A 24056-nucleotide genomic window follows, 5' to 3' on the forward strand; every position below is an offset into this window, starting at 1 on the left:
TAGATTAAGTTAATCGCTAGAAAAAGAAATAGATCTTATATAGAGTCCGGACCAGAGAATGAATGCTGAACAGTTATACGGAAAATTACTAGAGAACTTGCGCAAGAGAGCGCAAGAGGGCTCTTTTGAGCTTGCTGGCCTTGCTATGGGTGGTGCATGGATTGCCGAGCGGCTCGCCCATGATTTAGGGCTTCCACACTTTGGAATAATTAATGTCGCTTTTCATCGGGATGACTACGCAGAAAAAGGCATGACTGCTTTACGTACTGCTAGCACTATGACTACGCATTTACCTTTTGATGTAAACGGTGCCAATGTCATTTTGATTGATGATGTGTTGCTTACTGGTAGAACTGTTCGAGCAGCTCTCAATGAGTTATTTGATTTTGGAAGGCCTGCGCAAGTCGAGCTCATGGTCCTTGCTGATCGAGGAAATCGTGAATTACCAATAACCGCTAATTTTGTAGGTGAGCAGGTACAGGTTCCGGAAAACCAAATTCTGGTTTTAGAAAAAGATACCGCTGGCAAGTTCAGCTTTCAGCTAGAGGGGCGTGAGTAATGAGTCAGCTAGTGAATCAATTTAATGCGGCTGGAGAACTAACGCATCTTCTCACTCTAGAGGGCTTGCCTAAGGAGCAGATTCTGCATATTTTAGATACTGCGCAACAGTTTGTGAGCGTGACAGATCCTGCCCGCGAGGTGAAGAAGGTCCCGTTACTGCGCGGCAAAAGCGTATTTAATCTGTTCTTTGAAAACTCTACTCGTACTAGAACCACTTTTGAAATCGCTGCTAAGCGTTTATCAGCAGATGTGATTAATTTAGATATTTCAACCTCGTCTACAGCCAAGGGTGAGAGCTTGCTCGACACCATTGATAATCTAGTGGCAATGCAGGCTGATATTTTTGTGGTGCGTCATAGCGTATCTAAAGCCCCCATTGAAATCGCGAATCACGTACCAGCACATGTTCACGTTGTGAATGCAGGTGATGGTAGCCATCAACATCCAACGCAAGGATTGTTGGATATGTATACGATGCGTCACTTTAAGCAAAGCTTTAAAGGTTTGAAAGTGGCGATTGTGGGCGATATTGTTCATAGCCGCGTTGCTAAATCGAATATCCATGCCCTTACGACTTTGGGTTGCGAAGACATTCGTGCGATTGGTCCAGAAAGCCTGCTTCCAAGCGATCTAAATATGTTGGGTGTCAAAGTGTTCCATAGCATGGAAGAAGGCTTAAAGGATGTGGATGTCGTGATGACACTGCGCATTCAAAAGGAGCGTATGGAGGCTGGTCAGGTTCCCGAGGGTGATGCTTTCTTTAAGCAGTATGGCTTAAACCCTACTCGCCTTGCCTTAGCCAAAGCCGATGCCATCGTGATGCATCCTGGCCCCATGAATCGCGGCGTTGAGATTGATTCAATCGTCGCCGATGGTCCTCAATCCGTCATCTTGAATCAAGTAACCTTTGGTATTGCGGTGCGTATGGCTGTCATGTCCATTGTTGCTGGCAACTAGTCGAGCCATTTGAGTGACTATTTCTTTGCCTGCTGTGACTGAAAAAAAGCGTTGGTTGATTTTGACTCATGCATTCAATATGGATGGTCGTGCAGCTAGCTTAACCATTACCGACAAAATACCTTATTTATTAGAAGCGGGTGTTGAGCCGATTGTGTTCAGTGCCATCACTGGTATCAAAGATCAGCGCTTTCCGCATTACCAATTTATTGCTTGGGGTCCTTCAGGCTTTCGTTTTGACTTTCGTCATTGGGTGGCTAATAAATATGGCCGTGGATTCATCTACAAGATCACTACTAGAACGGTTTCGATCCTATTGGCGCCACTCATTGCAATTGAGAAGCTTTGCCTTGGCTACTCCAGTCAATGGTCATGGGCGTTGCCAGCCTTTTTACATGGCTGGAGGCTCATTCGTGCAGGTAAAGTTGATGTGGTGATGTCTGTTGGGAGCGCTTGGTCTGCTCACTTAGCTGGCGTATGGCTCAAGAAAGCAACCGGTATTGAATTGATTTCCGAAGTACATGACCCATTAGTCATTCGTAAGAATCCCAGTGATCCAGGATTTGAGAAACCTAAAAACCGCGATGCTCGATTTAGGCATTATTTAGAAAACCAACTCACTCGTTTTTCTGACAAGGTTTGGTGGTTTACTGAAGGAGCTTTGCATTATGTAAAGGTGCGTAATCCCAATCTCAATACACCTCACAATGCTCATGGCTTTGTAGTCACCCCTGGTGCTGAGCCTCCTGGCAGTCTTAATGCCAATAGGGCGCATTCTTACACCTCCCAACTCAATCTTTGTCATTTTGGTTCGCTAGCCAATGACCGATCACTTTCAACTGTATTGAATGGCCTGATTCCTCTGTTTAAGAAATATCCAGAAGCTAGAAATTTAATTCGTGTCCATGCGTATGGTGCTCCTCTAGACTCTCTATCGCTTGAGGCAATCAATCAATTGGAATTTTCTGATGTATTGCTTGCGCATGGTCGTTTAGAAAAAGATCCTGTCAGCGGAAAGTCTGGGCGCGAGCGAGTTGTCGAGAAGATGCAAGAGGCAGATGTTTTAATATTGCTGCATGGTAATGATGAGTGGTGTGCCGAGTACATTCCCTCTAAGTTCTACGATTACCTCTGGGCCGGTCGTCCTATCTGGGGTATTACCCACCGCAATCCACAGCTGGATCAAATGTTGCTTGATAGAGGGGCATATTTAAGTCCTGAAGGCGATTCTGAGCGAATTGCCATGGCCATAGAGAGAATTTGGTTAGACTGGCAGGGAAAACATTTAATTGAGCCAGTATGGAAGCCGATTGGCGTTGATCAGGCTGTTAATACAATATTGACGAATGTACAAAGCCACTCTCAATAACAACAGGAATATCGTTTGAAAGATTTTGTTCTTTACTGCAAATCCTATTCAAGGGATCTTCTGCGTCTAAAACGCCTGTTGGACTCTATCAATAAGTTCAATGTTGATCGCCTTCCTTTTTATATTTCTACTCCAAAAACAGATCAAGCACTTCTCATAGAAGTTTTGGGGCAAGAGGGTTATACCTGGGTGGCTGATGAAGATATTGTGACTGCTAATCCTAAGGCTAGTTTTGAAAAGTATCGGGCTATGCCGGGCGGCTTGTCACAGCAGATTGTGAAATCTGAGTTTTGGCGCTTAGGCTTATCTGAAAACTATTTATGCCTAGATTCCGATAGTTTATTTATTCGAGATTTTCATCAATCTGATTTCTTATCTGTAGATGGCGTGCCTTACACAGTCCTGCATCAGAACAAAGAGCTTTTTCAGATTGCGTCCAATCGTGGTCAAGATAAAGTGGAGAGAGATCTTAGAGCTGAAGCGGACCGCGTGCAAAAATTATTTGGCCGTGTAGGGCCTAATTTTTATTGCGCGCCAGCCCCGTTTATTTGGTCTGCCAAGGTATGGCAATCATTGGATACACAATTTCTGCAACCTCAGGGTATGAGCATTTGGGATTTGATCACCCCGGAACATCCTGAGACTTTGATTTATGGAGAAACCCTCCTAAAGTTCCACGCTATTCCGCTGATTGCGATTGAGCCCTTGTTTCGGATCTATCACTACGATTGGCAGTATTTCTTAATGAGGCGCCTAGGTGAAACTGAAGCTAAGGTTGCAAAGCATTACATGGGGATTATTTATCAGTCCGCTTGGGAATCTGAGTTGAATTTCGGCGCTTCACAAAAATCACTTCCCTCACGCGCACTCAAACGCTTAAAGCGCCTTGTTAGATACTTGCAAAGTTTTTTCTGATGAAGGCTCCCGTTGTTAGTGTTCTTATGCCAGCATTTAACGCTGAGAAACATATAGCTGCCGCAATCGAAAGTATCTTGCAGCAGGACTTTACTAATTTTGAGCTCATTATCTTGAATGATGGCTCAAAGGATAAGACAGGCCAAGTAATCGATCAATTTAAAGATCCTCGTATTTATAGGATTGAACTTCAAGAAAATCAGGGTTTGGTCAAATCTCGCAATCAATTAGTTGCTGCATCGCGAGGACGCTATATAGCCTTTTTAGATTCCGATGACATTGCTTTGCCTCATCGTCTTCAGGCCCAAGTTAATTTCTTGGATTTAAATCAAGTTGATATATGTGGAGGCGCCTATTACTCGTTATATGAGGCGACTGGCAAAAAAAAGGCATCTAAGGAGCGCTATTCAGACGCAGATATTCGAGCACTCATGACAATCTCTAGCCCACTTTGCAATCCTGCGGTAATGGGTAGGGCGGAAGTATTTAAGACACACCCCTATAAAATTGGTAAAGATTATGCTGAGGATTATTCATTATGGATAGATCTGGCTTTGGCTGGATGTCGCTTCGCCAATTTAAAAGAGAGGTTGATTACTTACAGGATTCACGATCGGCAGACTAGTCAAGTCCAGAATTCCGAGACAAACACGATTTTTAAAAAGAGTCGAGAGTATTACTTGGCGGGCCTCGGTATTGGGCCCTCTTTTGCTCCAAGATCGTTGAGTTTTAGTAACAGGATGAAAATAGCTATTCCATTCTTAATGCAGTTGAATCATAAAATTCCCAATATTTCTGTCGGAGCTAACTACGAGATCTATGCGCGCTTCCAGTTCCGTGGAAATGGCGTTCTGACACCATTCACTAGGCTAGAGCGCTTGATGGTGTCGACTGTTGTCAGTCTTTATGGGCGACTAGCTTAGGTGGGTTAAATACGCTTCCAACTAGGCGGAAGTAGATCATTTAAATCCAGGCTGGTGTCATTCATCCATTTTTTTGGACAGTAAATGGTGCCGTTTGGATTCTTGCTAAGCCATGCCGCCCACCAACTGAGAGAGCTATTGGCAATCAAATGATTCTGGCAATGAGTCATGAGTTCAAGTTCTTGAATAACAGCATCACTGCTATTGAGTGACTGTATGAATGTAGCTCTTTCTGGGTATGGAAGATTTTCTTTTGCCCATGTAATGTCATCTGAGAAAACAAAAAAATGGGTTTCTGGACTTTGCTCCAGCAATAGCTTCATGCCCGTATGATAGTAATCAAGGCCAACGAAGCCATGTACTTTTGCAGCGCTAGCTAGATTCACATAATCACCGCGGCGCACGTGCACCATGGCTGAATTAGTCGCTTGAATTTGCTGAAGATAGTTTTGGTAATGGCTGTCGAGAGACTTTTTTGGACTAATTTCACTTTGAATAATCGACTTAATACTCTCAAAGTATTTATAAGACTGCCAATAGCCCATGAGATAGAGGTTCTGCTGTTTAAAAGCAGGTGACTTACTTAGTCGAGGATCAAATCGATAAGGAGCTTGCTCTGTAAAGATAAACGGAGTGATTGGCCAGAATTTTTGCGCAATGCGTTGTATGCGTTTGGGGCGCTTAATCTTTGGCTGAAAGGAAATTAATGAACCTTTGGTATTTAATTCACTCAGCATTAGCTCTCGAGGAGTCACATCATCATAGGTTTGGGTATACCAGCTATGGTCAAGCAGCAATGGAACTTGTTTTTGCAGGGCAAGGGCCCTTCCGGTGGCATATTGAAAGAGTTGATTGCCAAGTCCACCCTGTAGCTGTGCGATGATATTCATAACTTTATAATTAAAACATTAGATGGGGCTTTTGGTGCATTTGCTAAAAACGTAGAGCCTCCATTCTTTATATATTCCATATAAATAGGTCTTTTATGCTGATTGGCAGTATTTACGGTTGGGAAAACGGGGAAGATGACATTTTCAACCCTCAAAGCCTACGTAATCGAGACAATTGTCTCGAGCCAATGCGTGTTTTGCAGGAAGTGGCACTGAGTCAAGATGTCGAGTTACATACTGCAGACGTCAATGAGAAGAATGGTGTAAGTCCAGATTTCGGACTCTATGTTGAGTCTATCGACTTTGTTTCCACATCCATTAAGAAAAATTATTTAATTCTGTATGAGACACCGCTGACCGTCCCCAGAAATGCTGAATATCAATATCTCAATCATTTCGATGGCATTTTTACTTGGAATAAGGATTTACTTGAAAAAGGCTTTTCGGATGATCAAGGAAGAACTATTTCTGCCGAACGCTTCATTGAAATATTCCACCCCAATCCCATCCCGTCAGAGTGCGGACAAGACTTTGTCAGCTTGCCATTTGCTCAGCGACCAGATTTGGTCTGTTTGATTGGCAGCAACCGGCATGCTAATGCGCATGATGACCGAGAGCTCTATTCAGAAAGGGTGCGAGCGGTTCGTTGGTTTGAAAAGCACGCGTCAGGAGAATTAAAACTTTATGGCAACGGTTGGAAGGTGCCACAAAAGCGATTGGGTAAACTAGGCAAGCTGCGTTACCGCATGGAAAAAATTTATCCCTGGATTACCTCAAAGCCAGTATTTCCTAGTTACCAAGGGCCCGCAACAACTAAGCATGAAGTTTTGAGTAAAACCAAGTTTTGCATTTGTTTTGAGAATGCGAGAGATATTCCGGGTTATTTAACCGAAAAGATCTTTGACTGTTTATTTGCTGGCTGCATTCCTATTTATTGGGGAGAAGCTAATGTAGCTCATGCGATTCCATCTGACTGTTTTATTGATTTCCGAAAATTCGCTGATTACAGTGAGCTAAATCAATTTATTAGCACTATGACTGCGCAAACCTTTGCCTCTTATCAAGAGGCTGCTATTCAGTTCTTGAAGGGCTCAGGCTTTACCTCGTATACCTCTGAGAGCTTTGCTAACTGCATTGTGGCTGGTCTTAAGCGCTAGTAGCCGTGCAATAATTCGTTATGACTTTAATAAACTTAAGCTCACGATCTAGGAAGCCTATCGCTGAATCGGAGATATTGTTGGCTGGCCCCGTCAGAAATGCCTCTAACCATATTGCTAATGATATTGAAAAGGTTCTGACGAGCCTTGGTCAATTTAAAGCAGTCTATTGTTTTATTGTTGAGAGTGATTCTAGTGACGATACCCTGCAAAGACTGGAGGAGATGTCTAAGAAATTCAAGAATTTCTCATTCATCACCGCTGGTCAACTCAGCAAAAAACTTCCAAAAAGAACGGATCGGATTGCATACGCTAGAAATTTAATTATTGATGCAGTAGCGAGTGATCCAAAATACCAAAATATAGATTACGTCGCGATGGCCGATTTGGATGGTATGAACGGTCTAGTTACTCAAGAAAAAATTGCTCAATGCTGGGAGGTGGATGAACCGTGGGATGTTATTACGGCCAACCAGCTTGGTGGTTACTATGATATTTGGGCTTTAAGCCATCCCCATTGGAACCCCATGGATTGCTGGGAGCAAAAGCATCGCTTAGAAGTCATCCTGGGCGACAAGGCAGCCACTGAGATTGCGCTTGGTTGCAAGCAAGTGGTGATTGATCCTCGCGCAGACCTCATTGAAGTGGATTCTGCATTTGGTGGTCTGGGAATCTACAAGCGCGAAGCATTTCTGGCGGGTAGATATGCCGGCACCGATTCAGAGGCTGGAGGCATAGATGTTGCTGACCATACTCCGTTTCATCGGGAGTTGCGACAAAAGGGTTTCCGGATCTTTATTAATCCTGCTTTGATTAACTGTAATAAGGCATCTGGATCTGATGAGCCTGTAGTGCTTCCTAAGCCTAGGGGCGCAGTAAAGCTCATTAAAAAATTAGGCATTTTGATATTTGGTAAGAAACGCTTTAACAAGTATCTACAATTGATGCATACCCCTTAAATTAGAGGCAATCAAATGATTTTGGTAACAGGCGGCGCAGGTTTTATTGGTGGCAATTTTGTCTTGGATTGGCTGAAAGTTCCAGGTAATGAAGGCATTATTAATTTAGATAAATTAACGTATGCCGGCAACTTGGCCACACTTGACTCTTTAAAAAATGATCCACGCCATGTCTTTGTTCATGGCGATATTGGTGATAAAGAGTTGGTTGCTAAGTTGCTGAAAGAACATAAGCCACGCGCCATCGTCAACTTTGCTGCCGAGAGCCATGTGGATCGCTCAATTCATGGGCCGGCTGAATTTGTAACCACGAATATTGTCGGTACATTTAATTTATTAGAGTGCGCACGCGAGTATTGGAATTCTCTTGAAGGAAAAGAGAAAGAGGGATTCCGCTTTCATCATGTATCCACCGATGAAGTGTATGGCTCTTTATCGTTGACTGATGCTGCTTTCACGGAAACTAATCCTTACGAGCCAAACAGTCCTTATTCAGCGTCCAAAGCAGCTTCAGATCATTTGGTACGGGCTTGGTTCCATACCTATGGGTTCCCAGTAGTCACTACCAATTGCTCCAATAACTATGGCCCTTATCACTTCCCAGAGAAGTTGATTCCCTTAGTGATATTGAATGCACTTAATAGCAAGCCTTTGCCCATTTATGGCGATGGCCAACAAATTCGAGATTGGCTATACGTTGGCGATCACTGTTCGGCAATTCGTGAAGTATTGGCTAAAGGTAAATTGGGCGAGACCTATAACATTGGCGGCTGGAATGAAAAAGCCAATATCGATGTTGTGAAAACGATTTGTCGTATTTTGGATGAGCTCAAGCCACGTGCTGACGGCAAGCCATATGCAGAGCAAATTACTTTTGTAAAAGATCGCCCTGGCCATGATCGCCGTTATGCGATTGATGCTAGCAAGGTGGAGCGTGAGCTTGGCTGGCGCCCTGCAGAAACCTTTGATACCGGTATTCGTAAAACCGTTCAGTGGTATTTGGATAATCCAGTTTGGATTGAGGGCGTAGTAAGTGGCTCTTATCGCGACTGGGTCCAAAAGCAATACAACTAAGTTTCCAATGAATATTCTGGTATTTGGTAAGGATGGTCAACTAGGTAAAGCCTTCCGAGTGCTTTTTGATGCTGTAGCACTTCCGGATGAAGTGAATATTCAGTATGTTGGTCGCACTGAATGCGATCTCAGTAACGGCGAGGCTCTTAATGCTTTGCTTGCTGTAGAAAAGCCAAGCCTCATCATCAATGCTTCTGCTTATACGGCCGTTGATAAAGCTGAGACTGAGATTGATATGGCATACGCCATTAATGCGCGAGCGCCAGAATCCATGGCGCAATATGCTTCTCAACATGGCGCCACTTTTTTGCACTATTCCACTGATTATGTTTTTGATGGCAATAAAGATGGCTGGTACGCAGAGGATGATGAACGCAATCCCTTAGGTATTTACGGAAAAAGTAAAGCAGCTGGCGAGCTTGCTATAGAAAAGGCTTTTGCAAATTCAGCACTAGGGCAGTTTGCAATTTTCAGAACAAGCTGGGTTTATGGCGATGGCGGTAATTTCATCAGAACAATGTTGCGTTTAGCAAAGGATCGTAAAGAGCTCAAAGTCATTCATGATCAGCATGGTGTTCCAACTAGCGCAAATTGGCTTGCTCAGGTGAGTCTAGACTTGGTGTTAAATCAAGAGTTCCAAATCAAGCAATTTACTTCCGGTATCTATCATGCAGTTCCTTCGGGGGAAACCACCTGGCATGGATTAGCCTGTTTGGCGATTCAGGCTGCCCTTGATGCGGGAATCACACTGAAAGCAAGGCCTGAGGCTATTAAGCCCATTCCGGCTACCGAATACCCCTTGCCAGCCCCACGACCAATGAATTCCCGTATGGATAGCACTAAATTGCGTCGCGCCCTAGAAGGCGGTCTTTTGAAAGCTTCAAACTCTTATAATGAACTTCAAAATGTGCCAAATTTCCCAGTTTGGGATGGCATGGTTCAAGAATACGTATCCAAGCTTGCTGCGGACGGTTTGATCTAAAAAACCCCTCTTGCTGCCTGAGGTACTAAATAGGGGTAATTTGCATGAGTGTAAATCGTAAGGGCATTATTTTGGCTGGCGGGTCTGGAACTCGTCTGTACCCAGTTACTCAGGCTGTCTCTAAGCAACTAATGCCGGTTTATGACAAGCCGATGGTTTATTACCCTTTAAGCACTTTAATGTTGGCTGGTATTCGTGACATTTTGCTTATTTCTACCCCGCATGACACACCTCGCTTCTCGGAGTTATTGGGCGATGGTTCACAGTGGGGTCTCAATATTGAATATTGTGTGCAGCCTTCACCAGATGGTTTGGCACAAGCATTTACTTTGGGTAAGAATTTCGTAGGAAATAATCCTAGTGCCTTAGTTCTTGGCGACAATATTTTTTATGGTCATGAATTGGTAGATCAATTGGATAGTGCAAACGATCGCAGTACTGGCGCAACAGTGTTTGCATATCACGTGAATGATCCTGAGCGCTATGGTGTGGTTGAGTTTGATAAAGATTACAAAGCACTATCGATTGAAGAGAAGCCTCTAAAGCCAAGAAGTAGTTACGCAGTTACTGGTTTGTATTTTTATGACAATCAAGTGTGCGACATTGCGGCCTCGATTAAGCCTAGCGCTCGTGGGGAGCTTGAGATTACCGATGTAAATCGTGTTTACCTAGAAAAGAATGAATTAAGCGTAGAAATCATGGGCCGTGGCTTTGCCTGGTTGGATACGGGAACTCACGACTCATTGCTCGATGCTGCTGGCTTTATCGCCACGCTGCAGAAGCGCCAGGGACTAATGGTTGCCTGCCCCGAAGAGATTGCTTATCGTCAAGGCTGGATCACTGCAGAAGCAGTTCAAAAAGTGGCAGCACAGCTAAGTAAAAATAGTTATGGACAGTATCTTGGCAAGATTTTGAATGAGCTCAACACTTCTGCACAACCTATCTCTCTATCCGCCAAGAAGACTAGCAAATGAGCACCCCTTCTAAATTGCAAATAACGCCAACCGCTATTCATGATGTTTTCATCCTAGAGCCAAAAGTATTTGGTGACGAGCGCGGTTGGTTTACTGAATCGTTTAATGCAGAAGACTTTGCTAAAGCAACCGGACTTGATATTGAATTTGTTCAGGACAACCATTCCTTTTCTCGTCAATGGACTTTGCGTGGTTTGCACTATCAGCTAGAGCAGACTCAGGGTAAATTAGTGCGAGTCGTCGCTGGTAGCGTCTTTGATGTTGCAGTAGATATCCGAAAAGATTCTCCAACTTATGGAAAATGGGTTGGTGTTGAGCTCAGCGCGCAGAATCATAAGCAGCTATGGATTCCAGCAAAACTTGCACACGGCTTTTTAGTGCTTTCAGAAACGGCAGAATTTTTATATAAAACCACCGATTACTACCACCCGCAAAGTGAGGCCTGTCTTGCCTGGAATGATCCAACGGTTGCTATTGAATGGCCTTTGCCTGCTGGCGTTCAGCCCAATATGAATGCTAAAGATGCAGCTGGCTATTCATGGGATGCAGCCCCGAAGTTCTAATTCAATATCAGGCGCTCTTAAAAAGATAAGATAATGCTCATATGAGCGCTGTATCTTCTACCTCCGCGGTAAATCATTCTGCCAATCCTAAGATTTTGTTGGTGAAGCTCTCCTCATTGGGAGACGTACTTCATAACCTACCGATTGTTTGGGATTTGCGTGCACGCCTACCGCATGCCCAAATTGACTGGGTAGTTGAGGAGGGGTATGTTCATTTGCTTGAGCCACTTTTGAGTCGTGATGGATTTAGGGGTATCGATCGCATCATTCCAGTTGGTTTACGTCGCTGGAAAAAGAATCTTCTCAAGGCGTCAACATGGCAGCAATTTTTTAGATTCAAAAAAGAGCTGCAAGAGGTTTCTTATGACGTCATTATTGAAACTCAAGGACTGCTTAAATCAGCCATTGTTTGTTCTTTGGCTAGCAAATCCGCAAATGTAGTGATTGCAGGACTTGCCAATGCAACCGAGTTTTCTGGTTACGAGCCGATAGCCCGATATTTTTACAATCAATCGGTCCAGGTACCCACTCAGTGTCACGCTGTAGATCGTTCGCGTTGGGTAATGTGCTCGGCTTTAGATTGGCCCCTGGTTGATCGTGCTAGCGCCCCAAAATTCTATCCACAGAACTACGTTGATTCTCTAAATGCGAGTGGATTAAGCATCTTTGAGAAATTGAAGTCTCCCTATGTTCTATGTTTTCACTCGACTGCTAGAGAAGCAAAACGTTGGTCGAATAAGAATTGGGTAATGCTGGGTAAAGAGTTATCTAGCAAGGGATACGAGATCGTACTTCCCTGGGGAAGTGCTGCTGAGAGAGATGTCAGCGTTCAAATTGCGGGTCAAATACCGGGCGCGATAGTCCCTCCTGCATTTTCAATTGAGAATGCTTTCACAGTCATTGCGGGTGCTGCACTCACAGTTGGTGTAGATACGGGCTTGACCCATTTAGCTGCAGTGTTGGGTAAGCCAACAGTCGAAATTTATTGCGATTCACCGAGATGGAAGACCGAAGGTTATTGGTCTGAGAATATTCGTAATGTGGGTGATATTCAAGCACCACCTAGTGTGGCAGAAGTGATTAAAGCTTCTATGAATTTACTGCCTTAAAGTTGCGCAGGCTTAACGCAGCAGAGAATTAATCGCCAACAAATCCTCATCGGATAGGCTAGACGCACTTGCTTTGAGTTTGAGCGCATTCAAGACTGTACTGTAGCGCGCTTGCTGCAGCAGGGAACGGGTAGTAAATAAGGTATCGACTGCAATTAATACGTCGATATTAATTAAAGTTCCAACCTGAAAGCCTAGTCGACTAGATTCAACAGCGGATTCTGAAGATCTCTCTGCCGCTTCATAGGCTTTAACGCTCGCGAGACCACCATAGAAGCCAGTGAATGCTGCGCGCGTATTTTGTGCTGCAGTACGTCTTGCATTGTCATAGTTGGCTTTAGCGGTATCTACTAGTGCAGCATTCTGTCTAATGACAGAGCTATTGAAGCCACCAGAAACCAATGGAATGCTCATTTGTAACGCAATAGTATTGTTATAGACGTTAGTTTGAGCTGGTGTGTAGCTATTCGGTGTGCCGTTTGAAGTGTTGTAGCCTGAAGTGCCCACTAAATTCAGTGAGGGATAGTTCAAAGCCTGGGCTGCGCGATAAGTGCTTTCGGCCAAGCTAACAGAAAGCTGACTTGCTAAGACTTTAAAGTTTGCGGCTTCCGTTTGATTAATCCAGTCATCTAAAGTTTGACCAGGCGGCAGTACTGGATTGACGTTATCAACAAGGGTGGCGCTTTTATTTTCTTTACTTTTGCTACGGGGATCTTTCAGAACACCATCAATTTTGGCTGCTTTCACTAAAGGCTTGAGTGCGCCAACTGGGTGCCCAACTAATTGCTCTAAAACCCCTTTTTTTACAACTAAATCTGCTTGCGCGGCAATCTCCTGTGAGACGGTGAGATCAAAGCTTGCTTGAGCTGTATTGACGTCCACAATGGTTGCAAGGCCTGCATCAAACTTGGCTTGAGCAACATCTAACTGTTGCTTAATCAGGTCTTTCTTGTTGCGATAGAGTGCCACATTGTCTTGGCTTGTCAGTGCATCAAAGTAAGCTTGTGAAACTCTCAGAATTAAATCTTGCTGAGCTTGAAAGAAATTCATATCAGCAATCTTGGTATTCAGATCGCCTTGCTTAAAAGCCTCGAGTGCAGCTACGTTAAAAACAGGCTGGGTGAGAGTAACAGTGTAGCTCTTCTGGTCAAATACACGGGAGTTGCCTGCGCCTGTGGAGACTACTGTAGACCCAGCGCCATGCTGGTAGTAACGCGTACCACTAGGTGTTGCATTAGCTTGAGGTAGTAATAAAGAGAGGCCTTGCCAGAAGAGCTCTTTGCTCGCCTGATAGTTAAAGCGCGCAGCGTTTAAAACTGGATCGCTAAACGCGGCATCTTGATAAAGCTGAATGAGGTCATTGTATTGAGCATTGCTATTACCTGAATTGTTATTTCCAAGATAGGATGGGGTTGCACTATCAGGTAATGCAGTCTTATTAGGTGGTGGCGCTATCTGTGGTGGCTGCTCTAAGCCAATCAGGGTCGATGCACTCATTGGGGTGGGTAAGGCTGGTCTAGGGGCCGCGCTAGGGCTTTGCGCAAGGGCGTCGAATGACCAGGTGCCGAGACCGAGCGCTTGACTGAGGATCAAACCAAAGGCGGTAAGTCGAGAAAGTCTAAAGCGGGTTGGGGTCATGTAATTCGGATACTTTTTAATGTGCCATGCAGTTTAAGGCTAATTTATTCAAAATGCTCATTTAGATGCTATTTTGCCAAATACCCTACGTTACCTCTAGATACCTATAAAATTTGGGCTATGGATCTAATTTTGTTACTTAAAGCAGTCATTCTGGGGGTGGTAGAGGGGCTAACCGAGTTTTTGCCGATCTCTAGTACTGGGCACCTGATTTTGGTTGGGGATTTACTCAACTTCAATGATGATCGAGGCAAGGCTTTTGAGGTCATTATTCAGTTTGGCGCTATTTTGGCGGTTTGCTGGGAGTTTCGCCAGAAACTCATGAAAGTTGTCGCCTCGTTCTCGGGTAGCCCCATTGCCCGTCGCTTTGTACTGAACTTATTAATCGCTTCTATTCCTGCAATGGGCTTGGGCTTCTTATTTGGCAAGCATATTAAGGCAGTGTTGTTTTCGCCGATTCCTGTAGCAAGCGCTTTTATTGTGGGGGCCTTAGTTATTTTTTGGGCTGAACGTCGTCAGCAAATTCGGACTGATGTATCTAGTCACATTAAATCAGTGGATGACCTTACTCCCTTGGATGCACTCAAAGTCGGCTTAGCGCAATGTGCGGCTTTGATTCCAGGAACGTCTCGCTCGGGCGCAACTATTATTGGCGGCATGTTATTTGGTTTGCCTCGCGCTGTTGCAACTGAGTTCTCATTCTTCTTGGCCATACCAGTGATTGGTGGCGCTACTGCTTATGAGTTGCTCAAGCTTTGGAAGGCGCCAGTAGCTTTCTCCGGTGAATTTACTCTAGCTACTATTGTTGGTTTCATTGCCGCCTTTCTCTCTGCATTTATCTGCGTTCGCTGGTTAATTCATTATGTAGCACACCATAATTTCATTCCATTTGCTTGGTATCGAATCGCTTTTGGCTTGTTAGTGTTATTGACTGCTTACAGTGGATTGATCGCTTGGTCTCACTGATCTAACCAATACCCCTCATCAAAGTTAAGGCATTTCAATATGGATGTATCAATAGACGCAATCACCAATAACATTCAGCTGGCACTAGCCCCTGTATTTTTGTTAACTGCCGTAGCAACTTTGATTAATGCGATTTCTGGACGCTTAGCTCGTTCAGTCGATCGTATGCGCGCGATTCGACATTCCATTAACCTGGGCGAGGTAACGGATGCGGCAATGCTGCAGCACATGCATAAAGAGGCTGATGAAGCTCAAATCCGGGGTCGACTTTGTACCGCCGCTATCTTTTTTGATGTTCTCAGCGGTGTTTTTATTTCCTTAACGGTTCTTGAATTATTTTTCTTTCAAGCGGGCGCGGTGCGTTCATTGCAGACAGCCTATGTCATTTGGACATTTGTACTAGGCCTCATCTTTTTTATGACCTCTTTATCCATTGTTCTAGCTGAGGTTGTTTATGCCTATCGCTCAGCAGGCTGGAATACGCCGAATGGCTTTGATAAATGAAGAGAACGGATAGAATTCGCTCATTCGTATTAAGGGCTGGAAGAACTACCGCTGGTCAGCAGCGCGCAATTGAAGAATTGGGACCCCAGTTTTTACTGCCTTATCAAGCATCTAATCTCAATTTAATTGAAGCATTTAACGGCTCAACTAAACCAAAGATATTGGAGATTGGCTTTGGTATGGGCGAGACCACCGCTAAGATTGCCGCCTTGAGAGCGGATGATGACTTTTTGGCGATCGAGGTTCATCCTCCTGGCGTAGGCGCCTTGCTGAAGCTCATAGGCGAAAACAATCTTACTAATCTCAGGCTCATACGCCATGATGCTGTTGAAGTTTTGGAGAATATGCTGGCGCCGGATTTACTGGATGGTATTCATATTTACTTTGCAGATCCTTGGCATAAGAAGCGTCACCATAAGCGTCGTTTAATTCAGTCTGAATTTGTAAGACTTTTAGTCTCTAGATTAAAGCCGGGTGGCTATTTACATTTAGCTACCGATTGGCATAACTATGCCGAGCAAATGCTCTTGGTTCTGAATGCCGAAACTACTTTGCAAAATACTTCCAGTGAATTGATGAAAGTAGAAACTTTCACCGCTGAGGATATTGCTAAGCCTGGTGAGGTTTGTAATGAATTTAAACCTACTCTTGAACAGCTCAATGCCGAGCATCAGGGTTATGTCGTGCGCCCAGACTATCGCCCAGTGACGAAGTTTGAAAACCGTGGCATCAAGCTAGGCCACGGTGTTTGGGATCTGGTCTACAAGAAAAAATAAAAGTAAATTTACAAACCTACGCAGACGTATTTCATCTCGAGGTATTCATCCATTCCGTAGACGCTACCTTCACGCCCTAGGCCTGACTGCTTGATGCCACCAAAGGGCGCTACCTCGTTAGAGATTAATCCAGTATTAACGCCCACCATGCCGTACTCCAAGGCCTCAGCTACTTTCCAGACGCGGCCAATGTCACGGCTATAGAAATACGATGCCAAGCCAAACTGACTGCTATTAGCTAACTGGATGACCTCTTCATCACTTTCAAAAGGAATGATTGGTGCTACAGGGCCGAAAGTTTCCTCGTGCGTAATGAGCATTTGACTGTTTACGTTAGCCAGAATGGTCGGCTCATAAAAGTTCTTGCCTTCAATGGACTGTTTGCCACCAGTAACTAGCTTGGCACCTTTGCTAAGTGCATCAGCAACATGCTTTTGTACTTTCTCAAGAGCGGCGGTTTCAATCAGGGGCCCTTGAGTAATGCCAGCCTCCATCCCATTACCGACTTTAATAACAGCTAGTGCTTTAGCAAACTTTTCAACAAACTGATCATGCACTTTTTTATGAACATAAAAGCGATTTGCACAAACACAGGTCTGACCAGAATTTCTAAATTTAGAAGCCATGGCACCACTGACGGCGGCATCGATATCGGCATCTTCAAAGACAATAAACGGTGCATGCCCACCTAACTCCAGAGCAAGTTTTTTGACAGTTGGAGCACACTGTTCCATCAAAATGCGGCCGACTTCTGTGGATCCTGTGAACGATAGATGACGAACTGTAGGAGAGGAGCAAAGGGTTTTGCCAATCACAATCGATTGATTAGCATCGGCAGTCACAATATTAATCACCCCATCCGGAATACCAGCACGCTTGGCAAGTTCAGCCAGAGCTAAGGCGGATAGCGGTGTCAATTCAGCAGGTTTGATGACGATAGTGCAGCCCGCTGCTAATGCAGGTGCAATCTTGCGCGTAATCATCGCAATCGGGAAGTTCCAGGGAGTGATGGCTACGCAAACACCGATCGGTTGTTTGAGAACCATGAGACGCTTATCACTCCAGGTGGTTCCCAGAATAGAACCCTCTACGCGTTTCGCTTCTTCAGCAAACCACTCTACAAATGAAGCGCCATAAACAACTTCACCAGCAGCTTCAGCTAGAGGCTTTCCTTGCTCGAGCGTCATGAGCTTTGCAAGATCTTGTGTATTTTCAATAATGAGGTCAAACCACTTGCGCATAATATGTGCGCGTTCTTTGGCTAATTTGCTGCGCCATGCAGGCAGTGCTTTTTCAGCTGCGGCGATAGCGAGCTCAGCATCTTTGGTTTCTAGATTGGCTACCGCAGCAATAATCTCATCGGTGGCTGGATTAGAAACGGCAAAGGTATTTTTAGAGCTAATCCATTGGCCATCAATAAAAGCTTCTTCTTTAAAAAGGCTTGAATCTTGTAATTGGCTACGAATGTCTACTTTTTGCATGATGTTTGACCTTGGTATAGATGTAAATCATTTTATCCCTCAATAAATAAAATAGCCCCCAAGCTTTTAGGGCCTGGAGGCTGGATTCCTTGCTGCTAGTTAGGGGGTGTTTAGCCTGCCTGAGTCTCGGCGGTGCGAAGCTTCTGGGCAAGTAGATCAAGAACGCCATTGACATACTTATGGCCATCAGTACCGCCAAAGGTTTTAGCAAGTTCAACCGCTTCATTGATGGCCACTTTGTAAGGTACCGAAAGATCGATAGCTAGCTCATAGGCGCCAATGAGTAATGCTGCATGCTCCACTGGAGAAAGTTCGTTAATTGGGCGATCTAATGCTGGGGTAATAATCGCCTCCAGCTCATCGGTACGAGCCAGTACGCCATCAAAAATACCTTGGAAGAGATCAAGTTGGCAGCGACGGAATGCGGGGTCTTCCGCAAGCTGCTTGGCAATGGAGGCGCCATTAGGGATGCTGCCAGCACGACGCATGACTAGGCTTTGATAAACACCCTGGAGGGCGTATTCACGAGCGCGACGACGTGGTGTCAGTGAGCGCTTTGGAGCAGGCTTTACTTCCTTGGCGGCTTGAGGGTTTAGTGGATTTTGGCTAGATGTAGACATGCGAATTATTCTTCTTCACTCGAGTTAATTTCGATATCAATATCAGGAGTTAATGCCAAGGCTAAATTTGCCATCTCCACTACTGCTTGAGCACATTCTGCGCCTTTTACCTGAACACGAGCAAGAGCTTGCTCATCAGTGTCGCAAGTGAGCACACCATTGGCGATTGGTAATCCAGAGTCAATCGAGATACGAGTGATGCCAGAAGCAGATTCATTGGAGACTAATTCGAAGTGATAGGTCTCACCGCGAATGACTGCGCCTAGGGCCACTAAGCCATCAAATTCACCAGTCTCGGCCATTTTTTGGAGGGCAAATGGAATCTCTAGCGCGCCAGGAACAGTCACCAATTTGATATCTGCTTGGGAAACCCCAAGAGAAATTAATTCATTGATACAGGAATTGGTTAGGGCAACGCAATGATCTTCATTAAAGCGTGCTTGCACAACACCGATACGGAGATCTTGACCATTGAGATCAGCTTCTAGTACGCCTACAAAATCATTAGTGGAACTCGTCATATCAATCTTTAAAATATTCAGGCTTTAATGGAATTTAAGAAGTGTACGGCTTGTAACCTGTAACCTCGAGCTTATAACCAGAAAGGCTAGGCACAGGACTTGGGTTGGCAAGCAAGCGCATTTTGCCAACACCAATATCTTTCAATATTTGGGCGCCAATACCGTAGCTTCTGAAATCAGTTTTTCTAGCCAACGGCTTCTTGCTTTCTTCCTGCGATTGATTCAGTTTCTGAAATTGCGCTAACCAATCTTGATCATTGGGGGCGGCAATGCCAGAGGCATTGAGGAGCACGGCTACACCAGCCGGTGAACCGGCAATTTGCTCTAAGGCCTTCGCTAGCGGCCATGAATGGTTGCTGACATTGGAGTCCAGGAAGTCTAAAACAGTGACTGGCTCATGCACGCGCACTAAGGTTTCTTGAGCTTCAGAAGGCTTGCCATGCACTAATGCAATATGAATGCATGAGCTAGGAGTATCACGATAAATAATGCCTTGGAATTTTCCCCAAGGGGTAATGAATTCACGAGTACCTTCTCGAACCACAATGCTTTCATGTTGGCTACGGTATTGAATGAGATCTGCAATGCTGCCAATTTTTAATTGATGCTCTTTCGCAAACTCTAGAAGATCTGGAAGACGTGCCATGCTGCCATCGTCTTTCATGATTTCACAAATTACGGAAGTCGCTGAGCATCCAGCCATTGCTGCCAAGTCGCAACCCGCTTCAGTATGTCCTGAGCGTATAAGTACACCACCAGGCTGTGCCATCAGTGGAAAAATATGGCCAGGTTGTACTAAATCACTGGGCTTGGCATTTGATGCCACAGCAGTTTTAATGGTGAGCGCACGATCAGCCGCTGAGATGCCTGTAGTTACTCCGCTAGCTGCTTCGATAGAAACTGTGAAATTCGTTCCCATGGATGTGCCGTTATCCCGAACCATCAAAGGTAGGTTGAGTTGTTGGCAGCGCTCGCGCGTCAAGGTTAAGCAAATCAATCCACGGCCGTGTTTTGCCATGAAATTCACAGCCTCAGCGGTGACATGATCGGCGGCTAGGACTAAATCACCTTCGTTCTCACGATCTTCTTCATCGACGAGGATCACCATTTTGCCGGCGCGGAGCTCGGCAATGATTTCTTCGGTGGAGGCAAGGGTATTTGGCATAGCCCTCTATTTTAAGCTCAGGAGCCCTTTACAGTGCTGTCCTACCTCAATATCCCGTGTTTCTGACAGCAAGAGCCTTGGTTCGGAGTTTCAGTCCACAAGACTGCCTTTGAAAATGGGCGATGCCCCCTATAAAGCTCCTCAACCCCCAATGAGATCTAAAAATGGCCAGGGATTCATCTTGCTGGAGGTTCTGGTCGCAATGGCCCTGATTTTGGGAGTTTGGATGACATCGGCGGGCGTTTATCAGCGCCTCGCTTTAACTCTGACACAACAAGAAAGTAAAAGAGCTCAACTCAGAAAGGATTCGGATACTTTTGAAATACAAGAACACAGCAGGACCAATGGCAATCTACCCAAAAAAGCCCTAAGTAATGAGTCTGCTCGAATGTCTAGTCGGAATCGCTCTATGCGCACTTCTACTCAACCCTCTCTTAAAGACAAGCGCTGATTTGGTAATTAAGCAAATTGAGTATGAAAAATCACAAGCATTAATTTCAGAGGCGGATCGTGCATTTGAATTAATTGGCCGCGCGATTCGAATGGCTGGCTACCGGAACATTCAATCTGTACAAATCTCAAACCATAAGTCAGGGCAAAAAATAAGACAGCAAAAAAACAATGGTTCATTTATTCAGGTTGAAAAAAGATCGGGATTTCGTGGATCTGATTCACTAATCATTCGTCATAAATTATCCGCTGGTACAGATTTTGATTGCATTGGTAATGCACTTACTCAAGATCGCACAAAAAATAACTTAGCCATGCAAGGATTCTTGGTGGATTATCAGGCAGGTATTCCCAAAGGTAAGAAAGTCAATGGCGGTTCGCTAATTTGTCAGTCGCTCGATCGCCAGGGACGCATTCAAAACACCACCTTAATGAATGGGGTTAATAGTCTTTTAATAGAGGAGTTGAGCCCCTCTCAAGCCCAGCATTTATCGGCATCAAGGCTTTTTAAGATCAAGCTGCAAATGACTGACGGAGCCAAGCTCAATCTAGATCTTGAAAGAACTTTTTCGACGAGGAATCTCTTGTGATTTTGGCTTGGGTGATATCGCTACTCTTACTCTGTTCATCTCTCATTGCGTATTTAGAGAGGCTGAGTGCATTACGTATCGTAGAAGTAAAAACAATGGAAGTAGCTCAGAAACATTTTCTTGCTGCTGAAAAAGCAGTCATAGACTGCGAGAAAAATTTAACCACTCTTGCTAATTTGGAAGAGAATGTTTGCTTTGTTCAATCAGTCGGTAAAAACCGTTGGCTGATTTCGAGCAAAGAGAAGCCGGCGATTCAGATTGGTGTTGTGATTGATGCAACATCTGGCACAGTCACTCGCATAAACTGGCGACAAGTATTTGAATAACTGCAAGTTGGATTCGAAATCTGGATTTAGCCTCCTTGAATTAATGGCTGTGGTTTTACTCATTGCCATGGTTGCGATGATGACCATGCCTTTATTGCAAGAACAAATTGCCGCCCAAGAAATTGAGACTATTGCCAGAAGGTTTATTGCTCATGCCCACTTTGCTCGTCAGCAGGCCTTACATTTGGGTCAACCCGTCTACCTTGCGCCTATTTCTAGCGATCGGTGGGAGGCGGGTTGGGTGGTTAAAAGTGGCTGCATCGAAAAGCCAGCCAAACCGGGCTGCATCGAAAAGCCCTGGTTTTCGCAGGGAAGTATTGACCCCGTTTACTTTAAGGGTGGAGGCAAGCAATTTATCGACCCCAATTCGGGCAAGAAGGGCATTCTGTTTAATGCTGCTGGTGCGGCAAAAACGGCTCAAGGCGGGTTTGTGGCCAATCGATTGATCCTGGGTCACAGCAGGGCTCCCGACTTGGAGCGCCAAATGATTTTGGGAAGTGGAGGGCGCTGGCGAATCTGTGACCCTGCTAGAGATGCAAAGCGCTGCCATTGAATGGTTTAATAGACCCTATGTACAGCGCAGTTGACCACCAGTTCATGAGCGAGGCAATAGCCGAGGCTCAAAAAGCACTTTATTTATCGAACCCTAATCCTAGAGTGGGTTGTGTCATTGTTAAAGATGGCAAAGTGATTGGTAAGGGCTTTACTCAGAAGGTAGGCAGCGCTCATGCTGAGGTGCAAGCCCTAGCGAACGCTAAATCACTCGGAAATGATCCTGTTGGATCAACTATCTATGTCACGCTAGAACCATGCAATCACACTGGACGAACACCTCCCTGTGTGGATGCATTGATCGCAGCAAAACCTGCAGCCGTATTCGTGGCGATGTCTGATCCTAATCCCTTGGTTGCTGGTAAAGGCTTAGAACGCCTAACTGCTGCAGGAATCAAAGTGCACAGCGGACTAATGGAAGCAGAAGCATGGTCATTAAATCCAGGATTTATTTCACGAATGACGCGTAGCCTACCTTGGGTGCGCATGAAAATCGCTGCAAGCTTAGATGGCAAAACAGCTTTACCTGATGGCCGCAGTCAGTGGATCACTGGACCGCTAGCGAGAGCGGATGGCCATCATTGGCGTGCGCAAGCTTGTGCCATTGTTACTGGCGTAGGTACTGTTAAAGAAGATGATCCCACTCTGAATGTGCGAGATGTTCAAACTGAGCGTCAGCCTTGGCGCATCATCGTTGACTCCAAATTAGAAACGCCGCCGGCAGCAAAGATTCTCAACAACATTGAGCAATCAGGCGTCATCATTGTTTGTGCCAGTTTGGACAGCCCTGAAATGCAACAAAAAGCGCAAGCATTTACTGAGCGCGGTATAGAAGTCATTGCTATGGCTAACCCATCTGGCAAAGTAGATCTGCCAAAACTATTCACGTATTTAGCTAAAGAGCGTGAGATGAATGAGATTCATATTGAATCGGGCTTTAAGCTCAATGGTTCTTTGCTCAGAGAAAACTGTGTAGATGAGCTACTGCTCTACTACGGCCCATTCTTGATGGGCGATGGTATTGGAATGGCTAATATTTCGCCCCTAAATTCCCTGAATGACAAAGAACAGTGGAAAGTCATTGATCACAGTCTCTTTGGCCCCGATCTTCGACTCCGCTTAATTAAGAACTAAAATCACCTCATGTTTACTGGAATCATTACTGCAGTTGGTCAAATTAAGAGCGCTCAAGCAAAGGGCGATGGCTTGCATTTAGTTGTTGAAGTTCCATCTGGCTATTTGGATGATGTTGCCTTGGGTGACAGCATTGCCATTCAAGGTGCTTGCATGACAGCTACCCAGTTAACCAGCAATTCTTTTGCCCTGGATATTTCTCGCGAGTCTCTGAATAAAACGATTGGTCTTGATAAGGTCGGTCCAGTCAACCTCGAAAAAGCCATGCGCTTAAATGATCGCCTGGGCGGACATTTAGTTAGCGGGCACGTAGATGGTGTTGGTAAAGTGGCGCATTTTGCTCAAGTGGCTAATGATGCTTATGGATCTTGGTTGTTACGCATCGAGGCGCCAAAAGAGTTGGCGCAATATTTGGCTTACAAAGGCTCGATTGTTGTGAATGGCGTATCGCTTACAGTCAATCAGACTGAAGACACGGCAACTGCTTGCATCATCAATATCAATATCATTCCCCACACCTTGGAAAATACTACGCTGGGTAATCTCAAGCAAGGTGATGCGGTAAATCTTGAAGTAGATTTGATTGCGCGCTATGTAGCTAGAATGCTTAATAAGGCTTAAATCTTTACTTTTATAGTTTTGCCACCCCTACGAGCCTTGATAGTTTTTATTAGTGAGGCATCATCAATAAAATCAAGTACCACTTCATATGCCTTAGCTGACAAAAGATAAGCCTTAGGTTTGTTGCTATTTAAGATGGCCATAGGTAGATCGTCTGCATTACCAATAATCTTCTTAGGATTGCGTTTTAGCTCAGCCATGCTGACTGTGGTTTTGATGCGAAGTATGTCTGCAATATCCATGTGACTTGTAATTTTAAATCGCTTAAATCTTAATTGG

Annotated in this window: 28 protein-coding genes; 21 read left to right on the forward strand and 7 right to left on the reverse strand. The window is 44.8% G+C overall.

Annotated elements, in window-relative coordinates:
- Window positions 1-58 precede the first annotated feature (58 nt).
- The 5 genes from pyrR to ICN34_RS06975 are packed head-to-tail and all read left to right on the forward strand — an operon-like array spanning window position 59 to window position 4725.
- Window positions 59-559, forward strand: coding sequence for a bifunctional pyr operon transcriptional regulator/uracil phosphoribosyltransferase PyrR (gene pyrR / locus ICN34_RS06955; protein ID WP_216121604.1), 501 nt, complete (start codon window positions 59-61; stop codon window positions 557-559).
- Window positions 559-1518 (forward strand): aspartate carbamoyltransferase catalytic subunit, encoded by a 960-nt coding sequence (locus ICN34_RS06960; RefSeq protein WP_216121606.1) that lies wholly within the window; start codon window positions 559-561, stop codon window positions 1516-1518. Before pyrR ends, ICN34_RS06960 begins: the two co-directional genes overlap by 1 nt.
- 13 nt (window positions 1519-1531) lie before the next feature.
- Window positions 1532-2887, forward strand: a complete 1356-nt coding sequence (locus ICN34_RS06965) for a hypothetical protein (protein WP_370623981.1) — start codon at window positions 1532-1534, stop codon at window positions 2885-2887.
- 15 nt (window positions 2888-2902) lie between these two features.
- Entirely contained in the window at window positions 2903-3802 is a 900-nt protein-coding gene (locus tag ICN34_RS06970; RefSeq protein ID WP_216121608.1) for a DUF6492 family protein, read from the forward strand.
- Between the two features lie 26 nt (window positions 3803-3828).
- Window positions 3829-4725, forward strand: a complete 897-nt coding sequence (locus ICN34_RS06975) for a glycosyltransferase family 2 protein (protein WP_216121610.1) — start codon at window positions 3829-3831, stop codon at window positions 4723-4725.
- A gap of 5 nt (window positions 4726-4730) precedes the next feature.
- Here ICN34_RS06975 and ICN34_RS06980 read toward each other — a convergent pair whose 3' ends face one another.
- A complete protein-coding gene (locus ICN34_RS06980) occupies window positions 4731-5615 on the reverse strand; it encodes an alpha-1,2-fucosyltransferase (protein ID WP_216121612.1) in 885 nt (294 codons plus the stop codon).
- A gap of 95 nt (window positions 5616-5710) precedes the next feature.
- On the opposite strand from ICN34_RS06980, the gene ICN34_RS06985 reads away from it, so the two are divergent.
- The 7 genes from ICN34_RS06985 to waaC are packed head-to-tail and all read left to right on the forward strand — an operon-like array spanning window position 5711 to window position 12433.
- Window positions 5711-6772, forward strand: a complete 1062-nt coding sequence (locus ICN34_RS06985; protein WP_216121614.1) for a glycosyltransferase family 10 domain-containing protein — start codon at window positions 5711-5713, stop codon at window positions 6770-6772.
- A gap of 20 nt (window positions 6773-6792) precedes the next feature.
- The gene (locus ICN34_RS06990; RefSeq protein ID WP_216121616.1) at window positions 6793-7731 is read left to right on the forward strand and encodes a glycosyltransferase family 2 protein; all 939 of its coding nucleotides are present in this window, start codon (window positions 6793-6795) and stop codon (window positions 7729-7731) included.
- A gap of 15 nt (window positions 7732-7746) precedes the next feature.
- Window positions 7747-8805 (forward strand): dTDP-glucose 4,6-dehydratase, encoded by a 1059-nt coding sequence (gene rfbB / locus ICN34_RS06995; RefSeq protein WP_216121618.1) that lies wholly within the window; start codon window positions 7747-7749, stop codon window positions 8803-8805.
- 7 nt (window positions 8806-8812) lie between these two features.
- The gene (gene rfbD, locus ICN34_RS07000; RefSeq protein ID WP_216121620.1) at window positions 8813-9787 is read left to right on the forward strand and encodes a dTDP-4-dehydrorhamnose reductase; all 975 of its coding nucleotides are present in this window, start codon (window positions 8813-8815) and stop codon (window positions 9785-9787) included.
- A 44-nt stretch (window positions 9788-9831) separates the two neighbouring features.
- On the forward strand, window positions 9832-10761 hold the full coding sequence (gene rfbA, locus ICN34_RS07005) for a glucose-1-phosphate thymidylyltransferase RfbA (RefSeq protein WP_216121622.1): 930 nt from the start codon (window positions 9832-9834) through the stop codon (window positions 10759-10761).
- Complete coding sequence (gene rfbC / locus ICN34_RS07010; protein ID WP_216121624.1) at window positions 10758-11324, forward strand: dTDP-4-dehydrorhamnose 3,5-epimerase; 567 nt, start codon at window positions 10758-10760, stop codon at window positions 11322-11324. Before rfbA ends, rfbC begins: the two co-directional genes overlap by 4 nt.
- A 41-nt stretch (window positions 11325-11365) precedes the next feature.
- Window positions 11366-12433 carry a lipopolysaccharide heptosyltransferase I gene (gene waaC / locus ICN34_RS07015; protein WP_216121626.1) on the forward strand — a complete coding sequence of 356 codons (1068 nt, stop codon included), beginning with the start codon at window positions 11366-11368 and terminating at the stop codon, window positions 12431-12433.
- Window positions 12434-12445: 12 nt separating this feature from the next.
- On the opposite strand, the gene ICN34_RS07020 is transcribed toward waaC, so the two are convergent.
- Window positions 12446-14071, reverse strand: a complete 1626-nt coding sequence (locus ICN34_RS07020) for a TolC family protein (RefSeq protein ID WP_072583316.1) — start codon at window positions 14069-14071, stop codon at window positions 12446-12448.
- A 120-nt stretch (window positions 14072-14191) separates the two neighbouring features.
- On the opposite strand from ICN34_RS07020, the gene ICN34_RS07025 reads away from it, so the two are divergent.
- The 3 genes from ICN34_RS07025 to trmB are packed head-to-tail and all read left to right on the forward strand — an operon-like array spanning window position 14192 to window position 16317.
- Complete coding sequence (locus tag ICN34_RS07025) at window positions 14192-15037, forward strand: undecaprenyl-diphosphate phosphatase (RefSeq protein WP_072583315.1); 846 nt, start codon at window positions 14192-14194, stop codon at window positions 15035-15037.
- A 39-nt stretch (window positions 15038-15076) separates the two neighbouring features.
- The gene (locus ICN34_RS07030; protein WP_072583314.1) at window positions 15077-15541 is read left to right on the forward strand and encodes a DUF2721 domain-containing protein; all 465 of its coding nucleotides are present in this window, start codon (window positions 15077-15079) and stop codon (window positions 15539-15541) included.
- Window positions 15538-16317: a tRNA (guanosine(46)-N7)-methyltransferase TrmB gene (gene trmB / locus ICN34_RS07035; RefSeq protein WP_216121628.1), complete on the forward strand. Its 780-nt coding sequence runs from the start codon at window positions 15538-15540 to the stop codon at window positions 16315-16317. The genes ICN34_RS07030 and trmB overlap by 4 nt, the downstream gene beginning before the upstream one ends.
- 8 nt (window positions 16318-16325) lie before the next feature.
- Here the strand turns inward: trmB and ICN34_RS07040 are convergent, their stop codons facing one another.
- The 4 genes from ICN34_RS07040 to ribBA form a co-directional block, all read right to left on the reverse strand.
- Window positions 16326-17798 carry an NAD-dependent succinate-semialdehyde dehydrogenase gene (locus ICN34_RS07040; protein WP_072583312.1) on the reverse strand — a complete coding sequence of 491 codons (1473 nt, stop codon included), beginning with the start codon at window positions 17796-17798 and terminating at the stop codon, window positions 16326-16328.
- Window positions 17799-17908: 110 nt separating this feature from the next.
- Window positions 17909-18418, reverse strand: coding sequence for a transcription antitermination factor NusB (gene nusB, locus ICN34_RS07045; protein WP_072583311.1), 510 nt, complete (start codon window positions 18416-18418; stop codon window positions 17909-17911).
- Between the two features lie 5 nt (window positions 18419-18423).
- The gene (gene ribH, locus ICN34_RS07050; protein ID WP_072583310.1) at window positions 18424-18939 is read right to left on the reverse strand and encodes a 6,7-dimethyl-8-ribityllumazine synthase; all 516 of its coding nucleotides are present in this window, start codon (window positions 18937-18939) and stop codon (window positions 18424-18426) included.
- Window positions 18940-18973: 34 nt separating this feature from the next.
- Window positions 18974-20104 carry a bifunctional 3,4-dihydroxy-2-butanone-4-phosphate synthase/GTP cyclohydrolase II gene (gene ribBA / locus ICN34_RS07055; RefSeq protein WP_216121630.1) on the reverse strand — a complete coding sequence of 377 codons (1131 nt, stop codon included), beginning with the start codon at window positions 20102-20104 and terminating at the stop codon, window positions 18974-18976.
- Window positions 20105-20255: 151 nt separating this feature from the next.
- On the opposite strand from ribBA, the gene ICN34_RS07060 reads away from it, so the two are divergent.
- From ICN34_RS07060 to ICN34_RS07085, 6 genes are read left to right on the forward strand one after another with little or no spacing between them, the layout of a single operon-like run.
- A complete protein-coding gene (locus ICN34_RS07060) occupies window positions 20256-20555 on the forward strand; it encodes a type II secretion system protein (RefSeq protein ID WP_158009044.1) in 300 nt (99 codons plus the stop codon).
- A gap of 1 nt (window position 20556) precedes the next feature.
- On the forward strand, window positions 20557-21144 hold the full coding sequence (locus ICN34_RS07065) for a hypothetical protein (RefSeq protein ID WP_216121632.1): 588 nt from the start codon (window positions 20557-20559) through the stop codon (window positions 21142-21144).
- Complete coding sequence (locus ICN34_RS07070) at window positions 21141-21470, forward strand: hypothetical protein (RefSeq protein ID WP_216121634.1); 330 nt, start codon at window positions 21141-21143, stop codon at window positions 21468-21470. Before ICN34_RS07065 ends, ICN34_RS07070 begins: the two co-directional genes overlap by 4 nt.
- The gene (locus ICN34_RS07075; protein WP_255538597.1) at window positions 21463-22023 is read left to right on the forward strand and encodes a Tfp pilus assembly protein FimT/FimU; all 561 of its coding nucleotides are present in this window, start codon (window positions 21463-21465) and stop codon (window positions 22021-22023) included. The genes ICN34_RS07070 and ICN34_RS07075 overlap by 8 nt, the downstream gene beginning before the upstream one ends.
- Window positions 22024-22040: 17 nt before the next feature.
- A complete protein-coding gene (gene ribD / locus ICN34_RS07080; RefSeq protein WP_216121636.1) occupies window positions 22041-23156 on the forward strand; it encodes a bifunctional diaminohydroxyphosphoribosylaminopyrimidine deaminase/5-amino-6-(5-phosphoribosylamino)uracil reductase RibD in 1116 nt (371 codons plus the stop codon).
- 9 nt (window positions 23157-23165) lie between these two features.
- Window positions 23166-23777, forward strand: a complete 612-nt coding sequence (locus tag ICN34_RS07085) for a riboflavin synthase (RefSeq protein WP_072583305.1) — start codon at window positions 23166-23168, stop codon at window positions 23775-23777.
- On the opposite strand, the gene ICN34_RS07090 is transcribed toward ICN34_RS07085, so the two are convergent.
- On the reverse strand, window positions 23774-24019 hold the full coding sequence (locus tag ICN34_RS07090; protein ID WP_072583304.1) for a type II toxin-antitoxin system Phd/YefM family antitoxin: 246 nt from the start codon (window positions 24017-24019) through the stop codon (window positions 23774-23776). The two genes, ICN34_RS07085 and ICN34_RS07090, sit on opposite strands and share 4 nt — an antisense overlap.
- Window positions 24020-24056 lie beyond the last annotated feature (37 nt).

Source organism: Polynucleobacter sp. Tro8-14-1, assembly GCF_018881655.1.
Taxonomy (GTDB): domain Bacteria; phylum Pseudomonadota; class Gammaproteobacteria; order Burkholderiales; family Burkholderiaceae; genus Polynucleobacter.

Excerpts from the sequence above, each read along its gene's own strand:
- rfbA (WP_216121622.1), top strand. The coding sequence starts at position 9,832 with ATGAGTGTAAATCGTAAGGGCATTATTTTGGCTGGCGGGTCTGGAACT.
- ICN34_RS06985 (WP_216121614.1), top strand. The coding sequence starts at position 5,711 with ATGCTGATTGGCAGTATTTACGGTTGGGAAAACGGGGAAGATGACATT.
- ribBA (WP_216121630.1), bottom strand. The coding sequence starts at position 20,104 with ATGCCAAATACCCTTGCCTCCACCGAAGAAATCATTGCCGAGCTCCGC.
- ICN34_RS07040 (WP_072583312.1), bottom strand. The coding sequence starts at position 17,798 with ATGCAAAAAGTAGACATTCGTAGCCAATTACAAGATTCAAGCCTTTTT.
- ICN34_RS06980 (WP_216121612.1), bottom strand. The coding sequence starts at position 5,615 with ATGAATATCATCGCACAGCTACAGGGTGGACTTGGCAATCAACTCTTT.
- ribH (WP_072583310.1), bottom strand. The coding sequence starts at position 18,939 with ATGACGAGTTCCACTAATGATTTTGTAGGCGTACTAGAAGCTGATCTC.
- rfbC (WP_216121624.1), top strand. The coding sequence starts at position 10,758 with ATGAGCACCCCTTCTAAATTGCAAATAACGCCAACCGCTATTCATGAT.
- ICN34_RS07085 (WP_072583305.1), top strand. The coding sequence starts at position 23,166 with ATGTTTACTGGAATCATTACTGCAGTTGGTCAAATTAAGAGCGCTCAA.
- trmB (WP_216121628.1), top strand. The coding sequence starts at position 15,538 with ATGAAGAGAACGGATAGAATTCGCTCATTCGTATTAAGGGCTGGAAGA.
- rfbD (WP_216121620.1), top strand. The coding sequence starts at position 8,813 with ATGAATATTCTGGTATTTGGTAAGGATGGTCAACTAGGTAAAGCCTTC.
- ICN34_RS06975 (WP_216121610.1), top strand. The coding sequence starts at position 3,829 with ATGCCAGCATTTAACGCTGAGAAACATATAGCTGCCGCAATCGAAAGT.
- waaC (WP_216121626.1), top strand. The coding sequence starts at position 11,366 with ATGAGCGCTGTATCTTCTACCTCCGCGGTAAATCATTCTGCCAATCCT.
- pyrR (WP_216121604.1), top strand. The coding sequence starts at position 59 with ATGAATGCTGAACAGTTATACGGAAAATTACTAGAGAACTTGCGCAAG.
- nusB (WP_072583311.1), bottom strand. The coding sequence starts at position 18,418 with ATGTCTACATCTAGCCAAAATCCACTAAACCCTCAAGCCGCCAAGGAA.
- ICN34_RS06960 (WP_216121606.1), top strand. The coding sequence starts at position 559 with ATGAGTCAGCTAGTGAATCAATTTAATGCGGCTGGAGAACTAACGCAT.
- ICN34_RS07020 (WP_072583316.1), bottom strand. The coding sequence starts at position 14,071 with ATGACCCCAACCCGCTTTAGACTTTCTCGACTTACCGCCTTTGGTTTG.
- rfbB (WP_216121618.1), top strand. The coding sequence starts at position 7,747 with ATGATTTTGGTAACAGGCGGCGCAGGTTTTATTGGTGGCAATTTTGTC.
- ICN34_RS07025 (WP_072583315.1), top strand. The coding sequence starts at position 14,192 with ATGGATCTAATTTTGTTACTTAAAGCAGTCATTCTGGGGGTGGTAGAG.
- ICN34_RS07060 (WP_158009044.1), top strand. The coding sequence starts at position 20,256 with ATGAGATCTAAAAATGGCCAGGGATTCATCTTGCTGGAGGTTCTGGTC.
- ribD (WP_216121636.1), top strand. The coding sequence starts at position 22,041 with ATGTACAGCGCAGTTGACCACCAGTTCATGAGCGAGGCAATAGCCGAG.
- ICN34_RS07090 (WP_072583304.1), bottom strand. The coding sequence starts at position 24,019 with ATGGATATTGCAGACATACTTCGCATCAAAACCACAGTCAGCATGGCT.
- ICN34_RS07030 (WP_072583314.1), top strand. The coding sequence starts at position 15,077 with ATGGATGTATCAATAGACGCAATCACCAATAACATTCAGCTGGCACTA.
- ICN34_RS06990 (WP_216121616.1), top strand. The coding sequence starts at position 6,793 with ATGACTTTAATAAACTTAAGCTCACGATCTAGGAAGCCTATCGCTGAA.